The following is a 24071-nucleotide window of genomic DNA, read 5'->3' as shown; positions in this document are numbered from 1 at the left end:
TGCAGCCAACGCACCTGCAACTTGAAGTATGACGGGTATAAACACAACAAGATGAGGTCTACGATGGGAAGCAATTCTTCTTTTTCTGCCCGTAGAACGGCGCTGGCCATGGCCGTTGCGCTGTGTTGCGCCTGGCAATCCCCTGTTTTCGCCCACGGCAGTGAGGCGCATATGGTCCCGATGGACAAAACGCTGCAGGACTTTGGCGCGGACGTTCAGTGGGATGATTACGCACAGATGTTCACCGTTGCGAAAGACGGTGCCTTTGTGAAGGTCAAACCGGGCGCAAAAACCGCCATCGTCAACGGTAAAACCCTCAGGCTTGAGGTGCCGGTGGTGATGAAAGGCAAGAAAGCCTTTATTTCCGAAACCTTCATCAACGACGTTTTCCAGTCCGGCCTTGACCAGACCTTCCAGGTCGAAAAACGCCCTCACCCGTTAAACGCGCTAACGGCGGACGAAATTAAGCAGGCCGTTGAGATTGTGAAAGCCTCGGCGGACTTTAAGCCGAATACCCGCTTTACCCAGATCGCCCTGGCAGAGCCTGAGAAAGCCAAAGTGTGGGACTTTGTGCTCAACGGTACGGCAGTGGATGCCCCTCGTCAGGCGAAGATCGTCATGCTCGACGGCAAGCACGTTATCGAAAGCGTGGTGGACCTGAAGGATAAAAAAATCCTGCGCTGGGAACCGGTAAAAGACGCGCACGGCATGGTGCTGCTGGATGATTTCACCGCGGTTCAGCAGATCATCAACGAAAGTACCGAGTTCGCCGAGGTGCTTAAAAAACACGGCATCACCGACCCGAAAAAAGTGATTACCACGCCGCTGACCGTCGGCTATTTCGACGGTAAAGACGGCCTGAAGCAGGAAGATCGCCTGCTGAAGGTGGTGAGCTATCTGGACGTGGGCGACGGCAACTACTGGGCGCACCCGATTGAAAACCTGGTCGCGGTTGTCGATCTTGAGCAGAAAAAGATCCAGAAGATTGAAGAAGGCGCCGTTGTTCCGGTTCCCATGACCCCGCGTCCCTATGATGGCCGCGACCGCGTAGAAACGGTGAAGAAACCCCTGGAGATCGTCGAGCCGGAAGGCAAGAACTACACCATCACCGGGGATATGGTGCACTGGCAGAACTGGGATTTCCACCTGAGCCTGGACTCCCGCGTCGGCCCGATGATTTCAACCGTCACCTATAACGACAACGGCAAAAAGCGCCAGGTGATGTATCAGGGGTCACTCGGCGGCATGATCGTCCCTTATGGCGATCCGGACGTGGGCTGGTACTTTAAAGCCTATCTCGACTCCGGCGACTACGGTATGGGCACCCTGACCTCACCGCTGGTGCGCGGTAAAGACGTGCCGTCCAACGCCGTGATGCTCAATGAAACTATCCCGGATTACACCGGCGCGCCGATGGAGATCCCGCGCGCGATCGCCATTTTCGAACGCTACGCGGGGCCGGAATACAAACATCAGGAGATGGGCCAGCCGAACGTCAGCACCGAGCGCCGCGAGCTGGTGGTGCGCTGGGTGAGTACCGTGGGCAACTACGATTACATCTTCGACTGGGTGTTCCATGAAAATGGCACCATCGGCATTGATGCCGGCGCGACGGGTATCGAAGCGGTGAAAGGCGTTCAGGCGAAAACCATGCACGATGCCACCGCCAAAGACGACACCAAATACGGCACGCTGATCGACCATAACATCGTGGGCACCACGCACCAGCACATCTACAACTTCCGTCTCGATATGGACGTGGACGGCATCAACAACAAGCTGGTGGCGATGGATCCAGAAGTGAAGCCGAATACCGCCGGGGGCCCGCGGACCAGCACCATGCAGATCAATCAGTATGATATTGATACCGAGCAGCAGGCGGCGCAGAAATTCGACCCGGGCACCATTCGACTGCTGAGCAACACCAGTAAAGAGAACCGCATGGGCAACCCGGTCTCGTACCAGATTATCCCTTACGCGGGCGGTACGCACCCGGTGGCGACCGGCGCGAAATTTGCCCCGGACGAGTGGATTTACCATCGCCTGAGCTTTATGGACAAACAGCTGTGGGTAACCCGTTACCATCCGGATGAGCTCTACCCGGAAGGAAAATTCCCGAACCGCTCCATCCACGACACGGGCCTGGGGCAGTACAGCAAGGATAACGAGTCGCTCAACGATCGGGATGACGTGGTCTGGATGACCACCGGCACCACCCACGTCGCCCGCGCGGAAGAGTGGCCGATTATGCCGACGGAATGGGTGCATACCCTGCTTAAACCGTGGAACTTCTTCGACGAGACGCCAACGCTCGGGAAAAAGAAAGACGAAAAGAAATAAATAACGTACCGGGCGCAATGCCCGGTTTTTCATCCATTTACTTGCTGAATACCACTCCCCGATTATAGTTATTTCTACCTCATATATTTCCATTGCATTTCTTGAACCACTTTTAGCCAGGACGCGAATTTTCCACAAGCGACGTAATACATCACTGAGAGGTTTAGGATGAAATTCAATTTGATCGTCAGGAGTCTTGCTCTGGCAGGACTTGTTATTTCCGTCAGTTCCGCGTATGCCGCAGACGCCCCGAAGGATGCCACGACTGCAACGCAACAAGCCAATAACGCCCTGTTTAATCAGCTTCCTTTCTCCGACAACACCGATTTTACGAACGCCCATAAAGGCTTTATTGCACCGATTCCTCAGGAAATTATCAAAGGGGAACAAGGGAATGTCATCTGGGATCCACAGCAATATTCATTTATTAAAGAAGGCGATAAAGCACCGGACTCCGTTAATCCCAGCTTATGGCGTCAATCTCAGCTGATTAATATTAGCGGCCTGTTTGAAGTGACCGATGGCGTATATCAGATCCGAAATCTTGACCTGTCAAATATGACCATCATTGAAGGGAAAGAAGGTATTACCGTGGTTGACCCGCTGGTGTCGGAAGAAACGGCGAAGGTCGGGATGGATCTCTATTTTAAAAATCGCGGCAAGAAGCCTGTCGTCGCCATTATTTATACCCACAGCCACGTTGACCACTATGGCGGCGTGCGCGGCGTGGTGGATGAAGCCGACGTGAAGTCCGGCAAAGTGAAGGTCTACGCGCCAGCCGGGTTTATGGAAGCGGCCGTTGCCGAGAATATCATGGCGGGCAACGTGATGAGCCGCCGCGCCAGCTATATGTATGGCAACCTGCTGAAGCCCGATGCCAAAGGCCAGGTGGGTGCCGGTCTTGGGACAACGACCTCCGCCGGGACGGTCACGCTGATTGCCCCGACCAATATCATTGAGAAAGACGGGCAGAAAGAGGTTATCGACGGTCTGACCTATGATTTTATGCTCGCACCGGGATCCGAAGCACCATCGGAAATGCTCTGGTATATCGAAGAGAAAAAACTGATTGAATCCGCTGAGGACGTGACCCATACCCTGCACAACACCTACTCGCTGCGCGGGGCCAAAATCCGCGAGCCGCTGCCGTGGTCGAAATACATCAACCAGGCGATTGTGCGCTGGGGTGACAAAGCTGAAATCATCATGGCGCAGCACCACTGGCCGACCTGGGGCAACGAAAACGTGGTCAAGCTGCTGAAAAGCCAGCGCGATCTCTATCGTTACATCAACGACCAGACGCTGCGTATGGCCAACGAAGGGTTGACGCGCGACGAAATCGCCGCGAACTTCAAGCTCCCGGATTCACTGGCGCATACCTGGGCCAACCGCGGCTATTACGGTTCGGTGAGCCATGACGTAAAAGCCACCTATGTGCTGTATCTGGGCTGGTTTGACGGCAACCCGGCGACGCTGGATGAACTGCCGCCAGAAGAAGGCGCGAAGAAATTCGTGGAGTATATGGGCGGCGCGGATGCCATCCTGAGCAAGGCGAAAACCGACTTCGACCAGGGGAACTACCGCTGGGTGGCGCAGGTAGTGAGCAAAGTGGTCTTTGCCGATCCGAACAACCAGGCGGCGCGCAACCTGGAAGCGGATGCGCTGGAACAGCTTGGCTATCAGGCTGAATCCGGCCCGTGGCGTAACTTCTACCTGACCGGCGCGCAGGAATTGCGTAACGGCGTGGTGAAAGGGCCAACGCCGAATACCGCCAGCCCGGATACGGTGCGCGCGATGACGCCGGAGATGTTCTTTGACTATCTGGCTGTCCATATCAACGGACAAAAAGCGGGTGACGCCAAATCGGTGTTTAACATCGATCTGGGCAGCGATGGCGGGAAGTACAAACTCGAGCTGGAAAACGGCGTGCTGAACCACACGGCGAACGCGGAAGCAAAAGAGGCGGACGCGACGCTGACGCTTAACCGTGACACCCTGAATAAAATCATCCTCAAGGAGGTGACGCTGAAACAGGCTCAGGACAGCGGAAATATTAAAATTACTGGCGACAGCGCGAAACTTGATGCCATGCTTAGCTATATGGACAAGTTTGATTTCTGGTTTAACATTGTGACACCGTAACGGTGCACGCAAAAGGGCGGTTCGTCCGCCCTTTCCTGCTTCACGTGTTAGCCAGAAAGGGTAAAAAGCGTCAATGGAAAAAAGAAAAAAACCGACACTTGAACGGGCAACCTGGCCAACGCGCCATGCTATGGTCATGCACGGGCTGGCGATGAACCTGCCGTGGCTGGCCTTCGTGAATATCAGCTTCGCGGTGATGATTCTGCTGCGACACGTTTTGCTTAATACCAGCGATCCCCTGTATCCCCATTCGCCGCAGCTGACGAGAATAGTTGATGCCTCCATGCTCGGCATTATCATCCTCTCCGCCGCGCTGATCCTGATGGCCTGGCGGCGCATCGCCGGCATCAGCGTGGTGTTGTTTATCTGCAGCGCCATCTGGTCGGTCTCCTGCTTCTGGTTTATCACCCAGCTGCTGCTCCCGCACGTCTGGCCGCTGTGCGTCATTTTATTACTCGCCGGCTTAACGGCGCTCTATTTTTATCCTGAAGGGCTACTCGCCTTTGTGCTCCCGCTCTGGATCACCCTGCCGGTAGCAAGCTGGATACGGAACGATGGCCTCAACCTTCACTTCATTGTTATCTGGAGCGTGTTTTCGCTGATCCTGATTTGCGGGCGTTTCATCCTGCTGAGCTGGTTTGACGAGGCCTGGCGACGTAACCAGCAAAATCAGCTATTGATCTCCAGGCTGGATGCGCTGGCGCATCAGGATCCGTTAACCAAAACCGCCAATCGCCGGAAAATGGAAGTGGTGCTGGAGAACGCGGTTGAGCAGAAAAAAACCTTCTCGGTGATTATGCTGGATATCGACTATTTCAAACGCTACAACGACACCTACGGGCACCAGGCGGGTGACGACTGCCTGACCCGCGTGGCGCGGGTGCTGAAGCAGTCGGTGCGCACGCCTGACGATGTGGTGTCACGCTACGGCGGCGAGGAGTTCGTGGTGATCCTGTTTAACTGTCCGGAAAACATTGCGGAAAAGGTGGCCTTACGCATTCAGGACGGCCTGCGTACAGAAGCTATACCGCACAGTGCGTCAACCGTTAGCGATCGTGTCACCGTGAGCATGGGGATTGCGAGCATGGCGGAGGGGTTAGCAGGCACCGAGATCATCGCCCGCGCCGATGCGGCGCTGTATCGGGCGAAAGAGGCCGGGCGGGATCGGTGGTCGCTGTAAACATGTCGGGTGGCGGCTACGGCTTACCCGACCTACAAAATTCGCCCGGTGCAGCCTGATGCCCTCACCCTGACCCTCTCCCACGGGAGAGGGAACAAACACAAAAAAGGCAACCTCCAGGTTGCCTTTTGCTTTTACTAGTAGCGCACGCACACCGATTTGGTTTCACACCAGCCGTCCAGCCAGTCCGGACCAAAGTCACGTCCGGTGCCGGACTGCTTCATGCCGCCGAACGGCAGGTTGGCGTCAATCAGCGTATGGCTGTTCACCCAGACGGTGCCCGCCTGCAGCCGGTCGGTATATTCCAGCGCCTTGCTGATATTCTGCGTCCAGACGCTGGCCGTCAGGCCATACTCGCTGTCGTTTGCCAGCTGGAGCGCCTCTTCTCCGTCGGCGACGCGTACCAGGTTGACCACCGGGCCAAACACCTCTTCACGGGTCAGGCGCAGTGAGGCATCCGGGTTCACCACCAGCGTAGGCGAAACGTAATAGCCTTTGCCTTCCGGCCCCCGGTTACCGACGATCAGCTCCGCGTTGCGCGACTTCGCTTCATCAAGGAAGGTCTGCACCTTGTCGCAGTGCGCGCGCGACACCAGCGGGTTGATAAACGCCTCCGGCGACATGCCCGGCCCGACGCTCAGGGATTTCACCGCCTGCTCAAACCCGCTGACCAGCGTGTCAAACAGCGGCGCTTCAATATAGATGCGCGAGCTCGCCGCGCACACCTGCCCCTGGTTCAGGAAGCTGCCGGTCATCAGGCCTTCGATCACCCACGCCGGGTCTGCGTCTTTTAGTACGATGGCCGGGTTTTTCCCGCCCAGCTCCAGAGTCACCCCTGTTAGCGTGTCCGCCGCCGTGCGGGCAATTTGCTTACCCGTCGCCGTTGAGCCGGTAAAGCTCACCTTTGCAATATGCGGATGCGAGGTCAGCGCTGCGCCGCACACCGCGCCGCTCCCGGTCACCACGTTGAACACTCCGTCCGGAATGCCCGCTTCGCTTGCCAGTTCCGCCACGCGCAGCATGGTCAGCGGCGTGGTCTCTGACGGCTTGATGACAATAGAGCAGCCCGCGGCAAGCGCAGGCATCACTTTCCACATCCCGATCATCAGCGGGAAGTTCCAGGGCACAATCCCGGCCACCACGCCAACCGGCTCCTTACGCGTCCACGCCTGATAGCGGGCGCCCTGCGGCAGCGGGATGGAAAGGTCGAGAGTCTTACCCGAAATTTTGGTGGTCAGCCCGGCGGTATAGCGCATCCAGTTCAGGGTGCAGCCGACTTCAAACATGCGGGAAATGTTGATGGATTTGCCCTGCTCCAGCGTTTCAAGCTGGGCCAGCTCCTCGCTGTGCTGTTCGACCAGATCGGCGAAATGAAGCAGGATCCGCTCGCGCTCCGCCGGCAGTTTTCCGGCCCAGCTGCGGGCGACAAACGCGCGCCAGCCGGACATGACGGCACGATCAACGTCATCGACGCTGGCATCGGCAGTCGAGGCAATGACCTCGCCCGTGGCCGGGTTGAAGACGTTCAGCCGTTTTTCACTGTCCGACGCGGCCTGACGCCCTTCAATCCACAGGCCATGCTGTCGGTCTAAAAATTGTTGTACGGCAGGCTGAATGGCCACCTGTGATTCAGACATAGGATACTCCTTCGTTATTCTTCGCAGGGTGTCCATCCAGTCTAAGTGGGGTTTTGCGTTCGCGCTTTTGTCTCTGTGACATTCGCTTTGCCACCTGTGACAGGCTCCGCAAATCGCGATAATTGCCGCTTATATCGCTGTTACCGGTGAGTGTTCTTTCCTATAGTCAGCCTCATAGCTCTGACAAAATGCAACACAAATGCAACAATGCGAAAACGTTGACGGTGCAGTGAGAGAAACGATGGCGTGTGCAAGCGAGCAGGAACAGTATCAGCAGTGGCTGGCGCAAATTAACCAGGTTTGCGGGCGTTTTAACGCGCAGCCCACCGGGGGGAAATTCTTCGGCGAGCTGGAGACCAGCTATGCGCGCAGCCTGAAGCTCAGCACCGTGACCGCAGGCGGCGTCAACCTGTTCCGCTCCCGTCAGGAGATCGCTCAGAGTAATGATGCCTGGTTCTATACCGTGTTCCAGCTCGAAGGCAGCGCGGAAATTGAGCAGGATGACCGTCGCGCGCTGCTCAGAACCGGTGATATCACGCTGATTGACGCGTCACGTCCCTGCTCGATCAACTGGCGGGAAAAATCCCGCCAGATTTCGCTGCTGGTTCCCCGTCAGATTATTGAGCAGCAGTGTCGTTTCCAGGAGATAAGCTGCGCGACCGCCCTTTCCCGCACCTTGCCGACTGTACAGCTGAGCCATCGCCTACTGATGGAGAGCATGAGCAATGCCGACCTGAGTGACCGGGAGAGCGAAGCGGCGCTCGAGGCGATGATCTGCCTGCTGCGCCCCGCTTTCCAGCAGCGTGAAATCATTCAGCCGCGCAAGGAGCGCCAGTTCCAGCATGTGGTGGCGCTGATTGACGATCATATTCAGTCTGAATCGCTGCGCCCGGAATGGATTGCCGCCGAGAGCGGCATGTCCGTGCGCAGCCTTTACCGCATGTTTGCCGAGAAGGGGCTGGTGGTGGCGCAGTACATCAAAAACCGTCGTCTGGATCTCTGCGCGCAGGCACTGCAATCTACCGGTGATGATGAAAAGCTGGCGGGCATTGGCTACAGCTGGGGCTTTACCGACCATAGCCATTTTTCAACGGCGTTTAAGCAGCGTTTTGGCGTCTCGCCGGGTGAATACCGCAGGCGCTACCGCTAACTACTTTTTGAGCCATTTTCCGTTAATGCCCTTCACGTATTCGCCCGGCTGCGCGCGGGCAACCAGTTTCTGACCGGCCATTTTAGCCACTTCATCGACCGGCAAATTAATGCTGTCGGCCAGCTTCTGGTAGTTTTCCGTGCGCGCCGCATTGATACGATTGACCAGCGCCAGCGTTTCCGCGTCCTGTTGAATCGGGGCAAGATAGCCGCTGAGGGTTTCCCCCACGCGCCCCTGCGCCCGGGCATCGTTTAAGGTCAGCGCAGCCGCCTGCACGTTCATCCCCAGCGCCAGTAAAATGAGAGCTAATCGTTTCATGGCATCCTCAGAACAGATCGCTGCGCGATTTCAGCAGAGTTTCAACGTCTTTATCGACCTTAATATGGATCTCATGTTCGATTTTGACATTCATATTGATGGTAATCGGCTCCTTTGGCGCAGCGACTTCAATGCGCGGCGTACAGCCGGTCAGTAGCGCGGCAACGGCAACGGTGAGCACACCAGCCATCTTTTTCATTGTTGTTCCTCACTTTCCTTGCCAGTCAAACTGCGGGGAGCAGGTATCGCCGCATGTTGCTCAAACCAGGTTTGCAGGTTGTCCCCAAAGCGCAGGCTGCGCCAGAGGGTAAAGACATTCTCATCATGGGTATAGTTCAGGTTGACGGAGCTGCTTTTGCCATCCACCCGGCTGGTCCCCTTGATGGTCGCCTGCATGGTTAATTCACCCAGATTATCTAAATTGATTCTCGTCCACGAACGCGAAATTTCCATATAGCGGAGCCAGTTAATCGCGGCGCCCGCCACCATATTATCTTTCACGATGGCGTCTGCCGTATCTTTGTCGATGCGCAGCGTCATTGGCCCCGGGTTGGTCAGCCAGCCATCTTTAATGATCCATTTTTCATTGTCCAGCCAGAACGGCAGCGCCCCGCTCACCGGCCCTGACATGGCAAACTGTTTCGGATTAACGGCGCTAATCAGCTCGCTCGAAGAGATATTGTCCACGCGCAGCAGGGCCGGATCGTGCTGCGGCATCCGCAGCTGCTGCATGGTGATTTTCCCGCCGAGGGTTTCCACCTTCACGTTGGTGAGGAGCAGCGGATTGTCCTCCGTCCAGGGATAATCCCCCTGTAGATCGGCGGTAATGTTGCGCGCGGTCACCAGGTTTTCCACTTCGCCTATGCGCAACGTGACCGGACCGCGCGTGCCGAGAGACCAGGTACCCTCGCTGAAGCGGAACGGCAGCACAAAATCGACGCCATTAATCTGGTTATCCGGCATCCAGGCGCTGCCGGATTTCAGCACGCCGTGCCCGCCCGCCTCAAAGCCCTGATCGGCCGCCGCCGAGAAGGCGACCTGCGCGTAAAGCTCCCCGTCGCGCAGCGTCATTTTCCAGTCCGGCGGGATCAGCGGCTGGAAGACGGTGAGCGACTGTTTTGGCCACCAGGCCTGCCCGCGAAGGCGCACGCCATCCCAGCGTCCGTTCACCTGTACCGGGCCGATTTTGTCCGCATGGAGGTCGCCCTTGAACTGAAAAATGGTCGGGTCGGTGCCGTCGACGCTGAAGGTCAGGACCGAGGGCGGCAACGCGCTGCCGCCGGAGAAACGGGTTTGCCCGGCGTTGAGCGACAGCGCGCCGCTGAAGGCCGGTTTTTCGGGGTCACGCAGCCAGCGCACCGGTTGATCCAGCACCAGACGCGGCTTGCTGACCTCCATCGTGCCGTACTGGAGCTTGTCAAAACCGGTGGAGAGCGCCGTCAGCTCAATAAGATTGTCGCGCCACTCGCCTTTCCCGGCGACATCCCAGCGGGCATGCATCGGCGTGAAACCGCCTTTCCCCCAGTAGCGCCACTGCCACAGGCCGTTATCAGGTAAAAAGTCATTGGCCTGGCCGTCCAGATGGAGTTCAAAATCGCCCATCTGGTTTTCATGGGCGCGCAGAATCGCCTGTAAACGTCCGTCCACGCCCTTCTGCGTCAGCTTCACGCCCGCCAGCGGCCAGCGGATTTCATCGATATCGAGTGAGTCAATGATGCGCCCGCGCGAGCGGAGCAGCGCGCCCGGCTCAAAGGCCAGCTGCGGTTCATACAGGCTGCCGGTCAGCGTGGCGGGCAATTTTGCGTAAAGAATAAGATCGTTTTGCTTCGCTTCACCGCTCAGATGCAGGGGCATGTCGCTGTTTTCCATGCTGAGCCTGCCGGGCCCAATGTTCAGTACCGCGTTGCCTTTCCCCGCATCACCTTGGGTAAGCACATTCAGCCGTCCGGTCAGGGTGGTGTTATCCAGCCCCTGCTGCCAGTTGTCGGCGCGAAGGGACACCCGCCCGCTCAGCGGCATACCTGAGAGATCCCAGTTCCAGCGCCCGTCGCTGATGTTCAGCTGCTGCGCGGTGATCTGCCACGGCAGGTCGAGCAGCGGATCGGGATTGTCCCGCGCCATCACCACCAGCTGACCCTGATTGTCTTCCCAGTCCAGATCGGCATCGACCAGAGACGTCAACTGTGGCACGTTAAAGCTCGCGACCGCGTGGCCCTTCACCGGCACGCCATCCGGCACCAGCGGCAAGGTAAACTCGCCCACCAGCTTAATCGGCTGCGGCTGGTCCGGGAGCTGGACATCGAACTGGCTGACCGAGAGCGTCTGACCGCGAAGCGTGCCTTTAATGCTGACCTGCTCGCCTTTATAGGCGATCTCCTGAATGGACGGCGTCAGCGACGCATGCAGCTCGCCCTGCCACTGCTGCCAGGGCGACAGCGTCAGACGGTGAACCGTGATCCAGGTATTGGGTAATACCGCCTGCCACTGTGCCAGCGTTTTGGGAGCGACCGTTGAGGGCGCAGACTGGGGAATTTTGCTCAGACAGACGGAGTTAAGATCCAGCGCGCCGATATCCAGCTTCCAGCGGCTCGGATGTGACAGCGTCACGTTATCGATGCGGGCAATTTCGCAGTCTTCAACCAGATAGCGAAGATCGGGGATCACCAGCGCGTGGCGGGTAAGTTTCGGACTTTCTTCGAAAGCGATGCGCGTCCCGACGGGCAGCCAAATCCCGGCGAGCGTCGGTACCCATTGGGCGAGCGTCATCAGCAGCGTCAGCGGCAACAATATGAACAGCAGTAAAAGCGCAAGAGCGGCTTTGTATTTACCCTTCATGGGCAGTTAATATCCTGATTTAGCGAAAGAATTAAGCCGGCAGTGCCGATCATTGTCGCATGTTTAGCTGGTCAGTTGAAGTCAAAGCCAGGTTTAAGGATAGATGCTGTAACGTTAAGTTGCGAAACTAGGGCCTGTTCCGTGGCATTGCCAGCAGGTAAAGCATGGCGAATATCAATGACCCCCAATACACCGAGTCGTACCGCCAGGGATCAAAATCAATATGTAAAAAACCGCTAACAAACTCATAGCCGTTGGCAAAAACGTTAATTTGAATGGCTGCGATGGCTATCACAAATAGCGTATAGGCAATGAACAGAGGATATTTACGCAGCCTGTCGACCTTGAGTTTCCCCATCAACAGTAAGAATAAAACCGCAATAGATACAACAAAATAGTACAAGGCGGGCAGCATCGGCGGAGATAAGGACAACTCCAATTGTTGCGACATGCATCATTCTCCATATTTGTCAGAAACTCACCTGGTTCCTAATATCTTTCCATCTCATACGTAGGCATTGCAGTTTTCATGCCCTCTTGCCATTCTTTAACCTAATCCAGACAGGCGTTTCTCACATCCTCTACCCACTCCATTATCCGCTACATGCCCTGTTCAGATCCGCGCCGAAGATTTCTCGTAGTAAGAATATCATGGAGTTAGGGTGTACATATGCTCTAGAATAATTGATAGAACTTATTGAATTCAATAATATTTTAGAAATTGTAAGATAATTTTAATCATGCTAACGTGAATGCAAAATCACTGGAGAAAGTCTTATGAAACTCGCGGTATATAGCACAAAGCAGTACGACAAAAAGTATCTGCAACATGTTAACGAGGCTTACGGGTTTGAGCTTGAATTTTTCGACTTTCTGCTGTCCGAAAAAACCGCCAAAACGGCGCACGGCTGTGAAGGCGTCTGCATTTTTGTTAACGACGACGGCAGTCGTCCGGTGCTGGAAGAGTTGAAAAAACAGGGCGTGAAATATATCGCCCTGCGCTGCGCGGGCTTTAATAACGTGGACCTCGACGCGGCGAAAGAGCTGGGTCTGAGGGTGGTGCGCGTCCCGGCGTACTCCCCGGAAGCGGTCGCGGAACATGCAATTGGCATGATGATGTCGCTCAACCGTCGTATTCACCGCGCTTATCAGCGTACCCGTGATGCCAACTTCTCTCTGGAAGGGCTGACCGGCTTTACCATGTACGGCAAAACCGCGGGCGTGATCGGCACCGGTAAAATCGGCGTCGCCGCCCTGCGCATTCTGAAAGGCTTCGGCATGCGTCTGCTGGCGTTCGATCCATACCCGAGCGCCGCTGCGCTGGAGCTGGGCGTGGAATACGTCGACCTGCCGACCCTGTTCTCCCAGTCTGACGTGATCTCCCTGCACTGCCCGCTGACGCCGGAGAACTACCACCTGCTTAACCAGGCGGCGTTTGACCAGATGAAAGATGGCGTGATGATCATCAACACCAGCCGCGGCGGGCTCGTTGACTCTCAGGCCGCTATCGAAGCGCTGAAAACCCAGAAAATTGGCGCGCTGGGAATGGACGTGTACGAGAACGAACGCGATCTGTTCTTTGAAGACAAGTCGAATGATGTGATCCAGGACGACGTGTTCCGCCGCCTGTCAGCCTGTCATAACGTGCTGTTTACCGGACACCAGGCGTTTCTGACTGCCGAAGCGCTGATCAGCATTTCAGAAACCACGCTGGGTAATCTGCAGCAGCTGGAAAAGGGCGAAGCGTGCCCTAACGAACTGGCGTAAGCGTGACGCCGGGTGGCGGCTATGCCCCATCCGGCGTACTGTCTGTTTCCCAGGTCCGGTGCGCAAAGCACCACCACAGCAGAACGGCCACCAGCGCAATCGCGCTCAGGACGCTGAATGCCGTGGCAAATGAGTAATGACCGGCAATCGTGCCGGTTAACGCCGGGCTCATGGATGCCCCAACCCCCTGCATCAGCATCACCACACTCTGCCCCGCATTGACGTGCCCGCTCCCGCGCAACAGCACCACGATAAACGACGGCACCGCGACGCCCAGGATCCCTGCGGCGAGCCCGTCGAGAATTTGTACCGGGATCATCATGAGCGGCGCGTCCGTCGACGCCGCCAGCGCGGCGCGCACCGGCATCACCAGCAGCGCCAGCATAATTAAGCGCCAGTAGCCGTAGCGGTCTATTCGGTGGGCGACCCAGATGGCGACGGGGATCATCACGGCCTGAGAGATGATAACGGTGCCCGCCGCGTACAAACCGGGGTTGATCGAGGCGGGCGCGGCGGCCACCCTCATGCTCAGCATCGGCAACAGCGCGGCGTTCGCCAGGTGAAACAGCAGCAGCGTCAGTCCGGTCACAAACAGCGCCCGATTTTTAATCAGCACGGCAAAGCCGGGAACCGGCAGGTTCGCTGAAGAAGAGAGCCCCCTCGCCGCGTCGTTATCGATATCCCCGTTGCGAATGGCAAGCAGCGCACAGAGCGTTAACAGCGTGGTACAGGTCATCAGCAGGAAAATCCCGCCGACGCCCCAGTACCACGCAATGCCCCCTGCAATCAGTGCGGTAACAAAGTTGCCGCCGTGATTGAACGCCTCATTTTTGCCCATCTGCGCGCTGAACCCGCTCTGGCCGGTCAGCCCCAGGGTAATCCCGGCGATCAGGGGCCCGACAAACGCCGCACAGATGCCGGAGACAATTTGCGAAACGGCGACAACAGCGCTTTGCTGGCTAAACCAGAGCAGGAGCGTACTAAGAGTGATGAGCAGGCAAACCAGCGCCAGCACGGTCCGCTTGCTGCGCGAGGTGTCGGTGATGAATCCCGCCGGCAGCGTTGCCAGTAATCCCGCCAGCCCACCGGCCGTCATCAGGATGCCGATATCATCGGGAGCCCAGTGGCGTTCGGTCAGAAAAATACCGAGAAAAGGACCGAGGCCATCGCGGACATCCGCGATGAAAAAACTTGTCAGGCATAATGCCCGCAGCGAACGAAGAGACATACTTCCTGCCTTTGTCTGTTATCGCCTGTAAAAAAGGAAATATAGTATAGCGGGTATTTTTTAAAATCAGATGACGTCTTAAAAAATATGCCTTGCGAACTTAAACAATTCATAACGGAGGCTGTTTTTTCGCTTTACTGATTATCGACCCTGACTATACTGGCAATAAATTTTCACAGGAGTCCTTCGTTGGAAAGTTATTTTATTGTTGATACGAAGGTAAGCTAGCGCGGTTTCCTCGCTGCTTACCTGAAACGGTGGGCAGCAATCCTCTTTAAGCGATTGTATCCCGAAATAGTAAAACCACTCAATTTGTGGGGCATCGCATGTTCATGTTTACACATTCACTCTTTCCGCCACCGTCGTCCTGACACGTTTAGCATTTAAACGGCGTTATGATGTGCTTAGCAAAGCACTGACGCTTATTATTTAATAACGTTAACAGGCGACAGGCTGATGTTCCCTTATATCTCTCATCTGCTCGCAGCGATGCTGCTGGGCGCAATTATTGGCGCGGAAAGACAGTGGCGCCAGCGTATGGCCGGACTTCGTACTAATGCACTGGTTGCCACGGGTGCGGCAGTGTTCATTTTAAGTTCGGTATCGACTTCTCCTGATAGCCCGGGGCGTATCGCAGCGCAGATCGTCTCCGGAATCGGCTTTCTTGGCGCTGGCGTCATTATGCGTGAAGGAATGAATATTCGTGGTTTGAATACCGCCGCAACGCTGTGGTGCTCGGCCGGAATTGGCGTACTGTGCGGATTAGGCCAGTTCTGGAATGCCGCCATGGCCAGCCTAATTATTCTCTGCGCTAACATATTGCTTCGCGAAGCCGCGCAGCGAATTAATCAACTGCCCGTGCTCCATGAAGGCGAAAAATGCTATGTACTTAAAATCACCTGCTATGATGAGCATGAAGATGCGGTGCGGCAGAGCGTCGTAAATATGGCGAAAGAGTTGAGGTTAAGTCTGAAAGCGATTTATTCCGCTACGGCGCAAGCAGAAGGTAAAACCGAAATTCGGGCGGAGGTGATGACCCGGGAGGAATACCGAAAATTACTCGATCTGATTATGGGGAATATGGGCGGGAATAAAATTATCGCGTCCGTCAGCTGTCACGCAATATGAACAAGGTACCGGGCATTGCGCCCGGTTGAGGCTTTGGCGTTTTGCAGAAAACGGACCGTGACGCGGAGAGATTCATCCCCGAATGCCCCTGTTCGTTGTCACGCCACGTTAACGAGATCAGGGCTGGTTCGACTGTACGCCTATCACATAACCGAAATTTGTCCCCGTTATGACAGCTTGCTCTCTGTTTTCCTGAAATTAACGGTCTACCCTGAATTGTGTGAAAAACACTCAGGAGGGACAAATGTATAACTCAATTTTGGTTCCAATTGACATTTCGGAGGATAGCCTGACGCACATGGTTATCCCTTTCGTTCAGGCACATACAGCACTTAACACAGCTAAAGTACACTTTCTTACCGTCATTCCATCGCTTCCGTATTATTCATCATTAGGCCTGGCCTATTCTGTTGAAATGCCGAAGCTGAAAGAGTTCCAGCACGCGGCCTTAGCGAAGCTGGATGAAATCGTTAAGCAATTCAAAATTCCTCCAGACAAGATACAGACTCACGCCGTGACGGGCTCTCCAAAGGATCAAATCCTTAAGCTCGCTGACACGATCGATGCCGACCTGATTATCATCGCTTCCCACAAACCTGACATATCAACGTATCTGTTAGGTTCGAACGCTGCGGCAGTGGTTCGGCATGCGAAATGCCCTGTCCTGGTCGTAAGATAGAAAGCGGCGTTTACGATCGTGGATACGAACGGAGAGCGGATAACAAAAACCGGGCGAGAAGCCCGGTTTTTCATTTACGCTTTCCTGAGTGAAAGCGCGATTTAGAGATTTACTCTGTTGGCGTTTAAATTTAAGTCCGCAATGGCGGCCGGTTTTCCAAGCAGGTAGCCCTGAACTTCATCACATTTATTTTTTTTCAGAAAAGACAGCTGTTCGACGGTCTCCACCCCTTCTGCGGTTACCGCCATGGAATAGGCTTTCCCCAGGTCGATAATTTTCTCCACGACTGACTGGTTCTGCGGCGAGTCCCCCAGGGTAAAAATAAAGCTCTTGTCGAGCTTAAGCCCGTCAAACTGAAACTTCCGCAGATAGCTCAGGGAGGCATAGCCGGTACCGAAATCGTCAATCAGAATGCGGACGCCCATTCTTTTGAGAGACTTCATGGTCTGTAAGGTTTTTTCCGGGTCGGAAAGCGTAACGTTTTCAGTGACTTCAATTTCCAGCCGGTTGGGTTCAAGCCCCGTTTCGTGAAGGATCTCTTTTATTCTTTCGGCAAGATCGCTTGCCTGGAATTCGATAGCAGAAATATTGACGGAGACCGATAATCCCGGCAATTTGTCTTTCGTCTCCGTACAGGCTTTGCGTATGACCCAGTTGCTAAGGCTAATAATCAGCCCGGTTTCTTCTGCCAGCGGGATAAACTGATCGGGCATTATGGTCCCCCGAGCCGGGTGCTGCCAGCGCACCAGCGCTTCGACGGCCTCAATTTTAGAATACCGGAGGTTATAACGCGGCTGGTAAACCAGGTAGAGCTGTTCTTCGCGAATCGCGGTCTTGAGTTCTAATTCCAGTTTCCTGCGTTCAGTCAACTTTTCCGACATATCCGGGCGATAATAGACCCATCGGTTTCTGCCGGATTGTTTCGCCTGATACAGCGCAATATCCGCGTAGCGTAGAAGATCGTTTGCGCTGCTGCTATCCCGGGGAGCCAGCGCAATGCCCATGCTTACGCCTATCGCCACATCATTGCCCTCAATGGCGAAAGGACGGTTAAGTTCGTGCACGATACGACGACACACCTCCTCAATCTGGTCTTGCTGGCTGGTGTTGCCGAGGAGAAGCATAAATTCATCCCCTCCCTGCCGTGCGACAAAATCACCCCGACGAACGCAATTTTTAAGACGTGAAGCGACCTCGCCAAGCAGGGCATCGCCGGTGGAGTGCCCGAAAATATCATTGACGGGTTTAAACTTGTCTAAATCAAGGCAAATCATGGCAAACGGATAACGGTTGAGGTCTTCTTTCGCCAACTGGCCAGCCAAAAATTCCTTAATATGATACCGGTTCGGCAGACCGGTTAATTCATCATGGCGTGACAGGAACTCCACGCGTTTTGTTGCTTCAACTTCCTGAGAGACGTCGGTTGCCGCGCCTCGCAACACCACCGTTCCATTAGGCTGAGCAGAAAACTTTGCCAGAAGCGTGCAATATGACGTGTTTTTTTGCGCGTGAGTATAAGGACAGTTTTTAAATTCAAAGCGTTCGGTTAAATCCCGCTGCCCGGCGCAGTCATGTGATAATTCGCCTGTCGCCGGAAAGAGTTCATCCAACCTGCGGCCTATCCATTTGCTATTTTCATATCCCGTTATTGTAGAGAAACGACCCGATAGCCACGTTATCCTTAACGATAAATCTGTTTCCCAGAACCAGTCGCTGGTTGTTTCACTGACGTCCCGGAATCGTTTTTCACTCGTAATAAGATTCAACCGCGCCTGCTCAAGGAGAAACGTATTTTCGTCAAGCATTCTCGCCTTGTGCATAATATGGCGCATCAATATCACCGTCATCGATACCGTCAGAACGACGGAAAGAATGAGCAATGGCAAAAAATAAATTATTAACGCCTGGCCGGGATTTTCACCGTCCCAGATAATTTGCACATCCCCATTTTGGGTGCTTAAGGTAAATTCCGTCTGATTATTTATTTGAGAAGTGGCTGTATCAGGTGAAGTACGAACGTTCTGGATGCCGTCATCCTGCCCAATCGTGAGGAGTTTTTTAGCCGTTAACTTGTCTATAAACACCATTGTCGACGGTTTTCCGGGCATGGTTTGCACGCTCGCATCATCGCCCGTCGTTATCCATTGCGCAGAAACAATGGCCGGCACGGAATCGATAAGCGCTAGCACAGAAACCGGCACTCCCTTTTTTATACTCAACTCATGGAGTAAACGGTCTTTGGTTGATTTGTCTAACCAGCTCTCCAGCTCCTGCAGCTTCAGTTTCCCGTCAACGACACTGTATCGCGTACTCCCTTCCGGAGAGAGAACAAACACCCCTTCGTAGCCAAAGTTGTCATACAGGGACTTACCCAGGTTCTGCTTATCCCACGCCCAGTGAACGTCATTGTTCAGATGAAGATGTTTGTAGGCATCTCCCCACTCGGCATTGTCTTTCAAATGACTTCGCATGCTCTCCTGGCGGGTCTCCAGGGCTTTCCTTAACAAAAATTCATCGTGCTTGTCGCTGATTTCATTCACATTATCTTTTATTATTAGCAGGGAAATTATTGCCGCAATAAAAATACTTATCAACAACGTTACAATATAAGTAAAGGTTTTATTTATCAGGCCTTTAGAAGGCTCGGTATCCGTGAAGCTCGGATTGTTCAGAGGTAGGGTCATCTTTCGCCTTCTTAACTGCTACTGCGTCGATTTTTATGCCACTTTCATTTATCGGCACAAAATAACAAAAATTTATAGCTAAAAATCCGAAGCTAAAGGTTTTTATTTTTACAATCCAGAACAAACTATTAACCATTAATTCATTTAAAGCCTAATCTTGGCTAATTAAATATACTGTTCGAAGTAAGTTTTAATCTCACCTGTTTTATTTATAAAGAAAATATATTAAAACTGTTTTTGCAGAAGACGTTACAAGCACGTTGGAGCCTATAAAAAACCGGGCGTAAAGCCCGGTTCTTTTTTCTGACGAGACTGGCTCTATTCGCTCAACCCGCGATTTTCCAGCATCGGTTCAATCTTCGGATCGTGCCCGCGCCAGTTGCGATACAGTTCAGCCAGATCCGTGCTGTTACCACGGGACAAAATCGCCTCGCGGAATTTTTGTCCGTTTTCACGAGTCAGGCCGCCCTGTTCGACAAACCACTGATAGCCATCGTCCGCCAGCATTTGCGTCCACAGGTAGGCGTAATATCCCGCCGCGTAGCCGCCGCCGAAAATATGGGCAAAATAGCTGCTGCGATAGCGCGGCGGTACGGCGGGCAGATCCAGCCCCTCTTTTTTCAGTGCTGCCGCTTCAAACGCGTCTACGCTCGAAACGGCTTCGCTAATCCCGTGCCAGTTCATGTCCAGCAGCGCGGCAGCCAGCAGCTCCGTCATGTCATAACCCTTGTTGAAATGGGTCGCGTTGAGCATGCTTTCCCGCAGCGCGTCCGGCATCGGTTCACCGGTTTCGTAATGGCGGGCGTAGTGGGTAAATACCTGTGGATGGCTGGCCCAGTGTTCGTTGATCTGCGACGGGAATTCAACGAAATCACGCGGCGTATTGGTCCCGGAGAGCGTGGCGAAACGCTGGCTGGCAAACAGACCGTGCAGCGTATGGCCAAACTCGTGGAACAGGGTGATCACGTCATCCCAGGAGAGAAGCGCGACGCCGCCGTTAGCCGGTTTTTGGTAATTACAGACGTTGTAGATCACCGGACGGGCAGCAAGCTCGAAGGATTGCTCGACGAAATTCCCCATCCAGGCCCCGCCCTGCTTGGAATCGCGGGCAAAAAAGTCGCCGTAAAACAGCGCCATGCCCTCACCGGTGTGGTCGAAAATTTCCCAGACGCGGACGTCCGGGTGATACACCGGAATATCGAAGCGCTCCACAAAGCGGATGCCAAACAGCTGGCTTGCGGCCCAGAATACGCCATCGTGCAATACGGTATTGAGCGCAAAATAGGGTTTGATTTGCGATTCATCGAGGGCATATTTTGCCTGACGCACGCGCTCGGCATAAAAGGCCCAGTCCCAGGCCTGTACGGTGAAACCGCCCTGCTCGTCATCAATCACTTTCTGAATATCGGCCTGCTCGCGCTCTGCCCGGGCTCGGGCGGCGGGCACAATGCCGCGCATAAATTCCAGCGCGGCGTCCGGGGTTTTCGCCATCTGGTCGGCGATACTCCAGCTGGCGTAATCGTCAAATCCCAGCAGGCGGGCCTGCCGGGCGCGCAGCGCCGTAAGGCGGAGGATCAGCTCGCGAGTGTCGTTTTCATCCCCTTTCTGGGTGCGCGTCCAGCCTGCGTTGAACAGGTTTTCGCGGGTCTGACGATTGCGCAGTGCGGAAAGCGCGGGCTGCTGAGTCGTGTTCAGAAGCGGGATCAGCCAGCGGTCGTTTAACCCTCGCTCCGCGGCAGCCTGCGCCGCGTCGGCGATCTCGCTGGCGCTGAGCCCATCAAGCTGGTGCGCGTAATCCACCACCAGCCCGCCCGTCTTATCGGCAGCCAGCAGACGCTGATTAAACTGGCTGGTCAGGGTCGCCGCCTCGGTATTCAGCGCCTTCAGCTCGGCTTTTTCCTTTTCATTCAGACGCGCGCCGGCCAGAATAAACCGCTGATACGTCTCCTCGACCAGCCGGCGGGATTCGGCGTCCAGCGCGGCACGGTCCTGCCAGACGCTCTCCACGCGGGCGAAAAGGGTGTCATTCAGCCAGATGTCGTTTGCCAGCGCGGCAAGCTCGGTGGAGAACTGCTCCTCAAGCTCCTGCAGATACGCATTGGTGTGTGCGGAGGTCATAGCGAAGAACACGCTGCTGACGCGCGAGAGCAAAGCGCCGCTTTTCTCCAGCGCCAGCACGGTGTTGGTGAAGTCCGGCGCAGCGGTTTGAGACACAATGGCGTCTACGTCCGCCCGCTTCTGGCGAAGCGCTTCATCAAAGGCCGGGCGATAGTGGCTATCGTTGATTTCATCAAAATGGGGGGCCTGGTAAGGCAGCAGGCTGATGTCAAAAAAGGGGTTCGTGGCCGTCATCTTTCGCTCCTGAGTACGGGTATCCTCCCAGAGTAGGCCAGGCCGCCATCCCCTGCAACGCCGTCATACAAATGTTGCCTTAACGCACCCTCTGCGGCCGTGCTATGTTAGTACAACACAAAAAGCGTTGAGGAACAGTGAGATGATTATTTTAGTTACCGGGGCAACGGCAGGTTTTGGTGAAAGCATCACGCGTCGCTTCGTCGCCAACGGGCACAAGGTTATTGCCACGGGCCGTCGTCAGGAGCGCCTGCAGGAGCTGAAGGACGAATTAGGCGACAGCATCCTGACCGCGCAGCTGGACGTGCGTAACCGCGCGGCCATTGAAGAGATGATTGCCAACCTGCCCGCCGAGTGGCGCGCCATCGACGTTCTGGTCAACAATGCCGGTCTGGCGCTGGGCATGGAGCCCGCCCACAAAGCCAGCGTTGAAGACTGGGAAAACATGATCGACACCAACAACAAAGGGCTGGTCTATATGACCCGCGCGGTGCTGCCGGGCATGGTCGAGCGCAACCGCGGCCACATTATCAACATTGGCTCCACCGCCGGAAGCTGGCCTTACGCGGGCGGCAACGTCTATGGCGCAACGAAGGCGTTTGTGCGCCAGTTCAGCCTTAACCTGCGTACCGACCTGCACGGCACCGCCATTCGCGTTACCGATATCGAGCCGGGCCTGGTGGGCGGCACCGAGTTTTCCAACGTGCGTTTCAAAGGCGATGACGCGAAAGCGGATAAAACCTACGAAAATGCTAACGCGCTGACGCCGGAAGATGTGACCGAAACGGTCTGGTGGGTGGCAACGCTGCCAAAACACGTCAACATCAATACCGTGGAAATGATGCCCGTCAGCCAGAGTTTTGCCGGACTTAGCGTCCATCGTGGCTAAATCTGCCCTTCCCGGCCTGCGGGCCGGGTCTGTTTCGGGTTATAAAAGAATGGTAGTATGTTCAGGCTAACTCTCTGAGAAATGACACCTCATGGCCGCTGAATCGCAACTCAATCCCACCCAGCCCGTTAACCAGCAAATCTATCGCATTTTGCGACGTGATATTGTCCATTGCCTGATCCCACCGGGAACGCCGCTTTCTGAAAAAGAGGTGTCTGTGCGTTTTGACGTTTCCCGTCAGCCGGTACGTGAAGCGTTTATTAAGCTTGCTGAGAACGGACTGATTCAGATCCGCCCGCAGCGCGGCAGCTACGTGAACAAAATTTCACTCTCTCAGGTACGCAACGGCTGTTTCGTTCGCCAGGCCATTGAATGCGCGGTGGCGCGCCGTGCCGCAACGCTTATCAACGACAACCAGTGTTACCAGCTGGAGCAGAACCTGCACCAGCAGCGTATTGCGATTGACCGTAAGCAGCTCAATGATTTCTTCCAGCTTGACGATGAATTCCACCAGAAGCTGGCGCAGATCGCGGATTGTCAGCTGGCCTGGGACACCATCGAGAACATCAAGGCCACCATTGACCGCGTGCGCTATATGAGCCTCGATCACGTCTCCCCGCCGGAAATGCTGCTCCGACAGCATCATGATATTTTCAGCGCGCTGGAAAAACGCGACCCGGACGGTGTGGTAAAAGCGATGACGCTGCATCTGCAGGAAATTAGCGAATCCGTGCAGCTTATTCGTCAGGAAAATAGCGAGTGGTTTAGCGAAGAGTAATATGCGCCGCCCCTTTCGGGTGCGGCGAGGTGATTAGCGAACGACTAACACCGGGATCGTGGCGTAGCGCAGAATAGATTCCGCATTTGAACCCAGCAGATGCGTGGAGATGCTCGGATTTTTCGACCCGATGACAATCGCATCATATTTCCCCTCCTTGCTCAGCTTGATAATTTCATCCCGGACGTTGCCAAAACGCACCATGCTGTGAATATTCTCAGGGGCAATATCGAACAGTCTTTTTAACTCGTTCATTTTCTTGCCGGATTCTGCGGTCATATACTCTTCAAATTTTTTAATATCGGCGTTGAAACCGCGCAGCAGAGACCGGCTGCTGGCAGGCAGAATATTGACCAGGGTAATCGACGCGCCCTCAGCCTTCGCAAGGCTTGCCGCGTGGCGAACCGCTTTGTCGCTCAAATCCATTTCAAACACGTCTACAGGCATCAAAATGTTCTTATACATAAGCCTGACTCCTTATTCCGATGAAAGGGTTATTTCCTGCACACAGGATGACATCCGGAATATAAACCAACCCTCAACGCTTCCCTGTCGAAACTATCAATTAATGAAAATAACGGTCCACTTTGTAAATTACCGTCCTGAACCGTCAGCGCCCGACGAAATAAAGAAAAAAGTGTGAGTTTGATCAAAAACAAAAACATGAAGCGCGGACAGGCGTATTTATATGCCCCGTGAACGGCATAACCCGAAATAGCGCCGTAACGAACAGGTTAGAGAGGAGAAAATACCATGATGACATACGACCGTAACCGCAATGCAATCACCACCGGCAGCCGCGTCATGATTAGCGGCACGGGCAAAACCGGCGTGATTAAAGCGATCCACAGCGACGGGCTGGATGCCGCGCAGGTGCGCCGCAGCAAAACGGTTGAAGTGGAAGGATGCGAAGGTAAGTTCGAACCGATTGAGCTGATTCGCCTGGGAATGCACTAAGCTGTGC

Annotated in this window: 19 protein-coding genes; 10 read left to right on the top strand and 9 right to left on the bottom strand. The window is 54.9% G+C overall.

What is annotated here, in order from left to right; genetic code table 11:
- The first annotated feature begins 63 nt into the window (after positions 1–63).
- From tynA to HB664_RS13140, 3 genes are all read left to right on the top strand, one after another.
- Entirely contained in the window at positions 64–2340 is a 2277-nt protein-coding gene (gene tynA, locus HB664_RS13150; protein ID WP_219939581.1) for a primary-amine oxidase, read from the top strand.
- A gap of 168 nt (positions 2341–2508) precedes the next feature.
- Entirely contained in the window at positions 2509–4482 is a 1974-nt protein-coding gene (locus tag HB664_RS13145; RefSeq protein ID WP_196354452.1) for an alkyl/aryl-sulfatase, read from the top strand.
- A gap of 73 nt (positions 4483–4555) precedes the next feature.
- Positions 4556–5662 carry a GGDEF domain-containing protein gene (locus HB664_RS13140; protein ID WP_219939580.1) on the top strand — a complete coding sequence of 369 codons (1107 nt, stop codon included), beginning with the start codon at positions 4556–4558 and terminating at the stop codon, positions 5660–5662.
- Positions 5663–5799: 137 nt separating this feature from the next.
- On the opposite strand, the gene HB664_RS13135 is transcribed toward HB664_RS13140, so the two are convergent.
- Complete coding sequence (locus tag HB664_RS13135; protein ID WP_039262650.1) at positions 5800–7299, bottom strand: aldehyde dehydrogenase family protein; 1500 nt, start codon at positions 7297–7299, stop codon at positions 5800–5802.
- Between the two features lie 241 nt (positions 7300–7540).
- Here HB664_RS13135 and feaR point away from each other — a divergent pair, with 241 nt between their 5' ends.
- Positions 7541–8449 carry a transcriptional regulator FeaR gene (feaR, locus tag HB664_RS13130; protein WP_033145415.1) on the top strand — a complete coding sequence of 303 codons (909 nt, stop codon included), beginning with the start codon at positions 7541–7543 and terminating at the stop codon, positions 8447–8449.
- Here feaR and HB664_RS13125 read toward each other — a convergent pair whose 3' ends face one another.
- From HB664_RS13125 to HB664_RS13110, 4 genes are all read right to left on the bottom strand, one after another.
- Entirely contained in the window at positions 8450–8767 is a 318-nt protein-coding gene (locus HB664_RS13125) for a YdbL family protein (RefSeq protein WP_219939579.1), read from the bottom strand.
- Positions 8768–8774: 7 nt separating this feature from the next.
- Positions 8775–8966: a YnbE family lipoprotein gene (locus HB664_RS13120; protein ID WP_014169918.1), complete on the bottom strand. Its 192-nt coding sequence runs from the start codon at positions 8964–8966 to the stop codon at positions 8775–8777.
- Positions 8963–11602: a YdbH family protein gene (locus HB664_RS13115; RefSeq protein ID WP_219939578.1), complete on the bottom strand. Its 2640-nt coding sequence runs from the start codon at positions 11600–11602 to the stop codon at positions 8963–8965. Before HB664_RS13115 ends, HB664_RS13120 begins: the two co-directional genes overlap by 4 nt.
- 127 nt (positions 11603–11729) lie before the next feature.
- Positions 11730–12053 (bottom strand): hypothetical protein, encoded by a 324-nt coding sequence (locus HB664_RS13110; protein ID WP_094935210.1) that lies wholly within the window; start codon positions 12051–12053, stop codon positions 11730–11732.
- Positions 12054–12379: 326 nt separating this feature from the next.
- On the opposite strand from HB664_RS13110, the gene HB664_RS13105 reads away from it, so the two are divergent.
- A complete protein-coding gene (locus HB664_RS13105) occupies positions 12380–13369 on the top strand; it encodes a 2-hydroxyacid dehydrogenase (RefSeq protein WP_058840686.1) in 990 nt (329 codons plus the stop codon).
- 19 nt (positions 13370–13388) lie between these two features.
- Here the strand turns inward: HB664_RS13105 and HB664_RS13100 are convergent, their stop codons facing one another.
- Entirely contained in the window at positions 13389–14597 is a 1209-nt protein-coding gene (locus HB664_RS13100; RefSeq protein WP_219939577.1) for an MFS transporter, read from the bottom strand.
- 456 nt (positions 14598–15053) lie between these two features.
- On the opposite strand from HB664_RS13100, the gene HB664_RS13095 reads away from it, so the two are divergent.
- The gene (locus HB664_RS13095) at positions 15054–15725 is read left to right on the top strand and encodes an MgtC family protein (protein ID WP_219939576.1); all 672 of its coding nucleotides are present in this window, start codon (positions 15054–15056) and stop codon (positions 15723–15725) included.
- Positions 15726–15969: 244 nt separating this feature from the next.
- Entirely contained in the window at positions 15970–16404 is a 435-nt protein-coding gene (gene uspF, locus HB664_RS13090) for a universal stress protein UspF (RefSeq protein WP_023292544.1), read from the top strand.
- 101 nt (positions 16405–16505) lie between these two features.
- Here uspF and HB664_RS13085 read toward each other — a convergent pair whose 3' ends face one another.
- The gene (locus tag HB664_RS13085; protein ID WP_219939575.1) at positions 16506–19088 is read right to left on the bottom strand and encodes an EAL domain-containing protein; all 2583 of its coding nucleotides are present in this window, start codon (positions 19086–19088) and stop codon (positions 16506–16508) included.
- 318 nt (positions 19089–19406) lie between these two features.
- Positions 19407–21440: a peptidyl-dipeptidase Dcp gene (gene dcp / locus HB664_RS13080; protein ID WP_219939574.1), complete on the bottom strand. Its 2034-nt coding sequence runs from the start codon at positions 21438–21440 to the stop codon at positions 19407–19409.
- 142 nt (positions 21441–21582) lie between these two features.
- On the opposite strand from dcp, the gene ydfG reads away from it, so the two are divergent.
- Together ydfG and HB664_RS13070 are read left to right on the top strand one after the other, a co-directional pair.
- Positions 21583–22329 (top strand): bifunctional NADP-dependent 3-hydroxy acid dehydrogenase/3-hydroxypropionate dehydrogenase YdfG, encoded by a 747-nt coding sequence (ydfG, locus tag HB664_RS13075; RefSeq protein WP_023292548.1) that lies wholly within the window; start codon positions 21583–21585, stop codon positions 22327–22329.
- 91 nt (positions 22330–22420) lie between these two features.
- Positions 22421–23107, top strand: a complete 687-nt coding sequence (locus HB664_RS13070) for a GntR family transcriptional regulator (RefSeq protein WP_219939573.1) — start codon at positions 22421–22423, stop codon at positions 23105–23107.
- A gap of 33 nt (positions 23108–23140) precedes the next feature.
- Here HB664_RS13070 and HB664_RS13065 read toward each other — a convergent pair whose 3' ends face one another.
- A complete protein-coding gene (locus HB664_RS13065; RefSeq protein WP_033145406.1) occupies positions 23141–23572 on the bottom strand; it encodes a universal stress protein in 432 nt (143 codons plus the stop codon).
- A gap of 288 nt (positions 23573–23860) precedes the next feature.
- On the opposite strand from HB664_RS13065, the gene ydfZ reads away from it, so the two are divergent.
- A complete protein-coding gene (gene ydfZ / locus HB664_RS13060) occupies positions 23861–24064 on the top strand; it encodes a putative selenium delivery protein YdfZ (RefSeq protein WP_014883679.1) in 204 nt (67 codons plus the stop codon).
- The last annotated feature ends 7 nt before the right edge of the window (positions 24065–24071 follow it).

This window comes from Enterobacter sp. DNB-S2 (assembly GCF_019443845.1).
In the GTDB taxonomy this organism is placed as follows: Bacteria; Pseudomonadota; Gammaproteobacteria; order Enterobacterales; family Enterobacteriaceae; genus Enterobacter; species Enterobacter asburiae_B.
Note: the sequence above shows the minus strand (reverse complement) of the source record. Positions and strands in the feature narration are given on the sequence as shown.

Excerpts from the sequence above, each read along its gene's own strand:
- HB664_RS13070 (WP_219939573.1), top strand. The coding sequence starts at position 22,421 with ATGGCCGCTGAATCGCAACTCAATCCCACCCAGCCCGTTAACCAGCAA.
- HB664_RS13135 (WP_039262650.1), bottom strand. The coding sequence starts at position 7,299 with ATGTCTGAATCACAGGTGGCCATTCAGCCTGCCGTACAACAATTTTTA.
- HB664_RS13110 (WP_094935210.1), bottom strand. The coding sequence starts at position 12,053 with ATGTCGCAACAATTGGAGTTGTCCTTATCTCCGCCGATGCTGCCCGCC.
- HB664_RS13120 (WP_014169918.1), bottom strand. The coding sequence starts at position 8,966 with ATGAAAAAGATGGCTGGTGTGCTCACCGTTGCCGTTGCCGCGCTACTG.
- uspF (WP_023292544.1), top strand. The coding sequence starts at position 15,970 with ATGTATAACTCAATTTTGGTTCCAATTGACATTTCGGAGGATAGCCTG.
- ydfG (WP_023292548.1), top strand. The coding sequence starts at position 21,583 with ATGATTATTTTAGTTACCGGGGCAACGGCAGGTTTTGGTGAAAGCATC.
- tynA (WP_219939581.1), top strand. The coding sequence starts at position 64 with ATGGGAAGCAATTCTTCTTTTTCTGCCCGTAGAACGGCGCTGGCCATG.
- HB664_RS13140 (WP_219939580.1), top strand. The coding sequence starts at position 4,556 with ATGGAAAAAAGAAAAAAACCGACACTTGAACGGGCAACCTGGCCAACG.
- HB664_RS13115 (WP_219939578.1), bottom strand. The coding sequence starts at position 11,602 with ATGAAGGGTAAATACAAAGCCGCTCTTGCGCTTTTACTGCTGTTCATA.
- HB664_RS13100 (WP_219939577.1), bottom strand. The coding sequence starts at position 14,597 with ATGTCTCTTCGTTCGCTGCGGGCATTATGCCTGACAAGTTTTTTCATC.
- HB664_RS13095 (WP_219939576.1), top strand. The coding sequence starts at position 15,054 with ATGTTCCCTTATATCTCTCATCTGCTCGCAGCGATGCTGCTGGGCGCA.
- ydfZ (WP_014883679.1), top strand. The coding sequence starts at position 23,861 with ATGATGACATACGACCGTAACCGCAATGCAATCACCACCGGCAGCCGC.
- HB664_RS13105 (WP_058840686.1), top strand. The coding sequence starts at position 12,380 with ATGAAACTCGCGGTATATAGCACAAAGCAGTACGACAAAAAGTATCTG.
- HB664_RS13085 (WP_219939575.1), bottom strand. The coding sequence starts at position 19,088 with ATGACCCTACCTCTGAACAATCCGAGCTTCACGGATACCGAGCCTTCT.
- dcp (WP_219939574.1), bottom strand. The coding sequence starts at position 21,440 with ATGACGGCCACGAACCCCTTTTTTGACATCAGCCTGCTGCCTTACCAG.
- feaR (WP_033145415.1), top strand. The coding sequence starts at position 7,541 with ATGGCGTGTGCAAGCGAGCAGGAACAGTATCAGCAGTGGCTGGCGCAA.
- HB664_RS13145 (WP_196354452.1), top strand. The coding sequence starts at position 2,509 with ATGAAATTCAATTTGATCGTCAGGAGTCTTGCTCTGGCAGGACTTGTT.
- HB664_RS13125 (WP_219939579.1), bottom strand. The coding sequence starts at position 8,767 with ATGAAACGATTAGCTCTCATTTTACTGGCGCTGGGGATGAACGTGCAG.
- HB664_RS13065 (WP_033145406.1), bottom strand. The coding sequence starts at position 23,572 with ATGTATAAGAACATTTTGATGCCTGTAGACGTGTTTGAAATGGATTTG.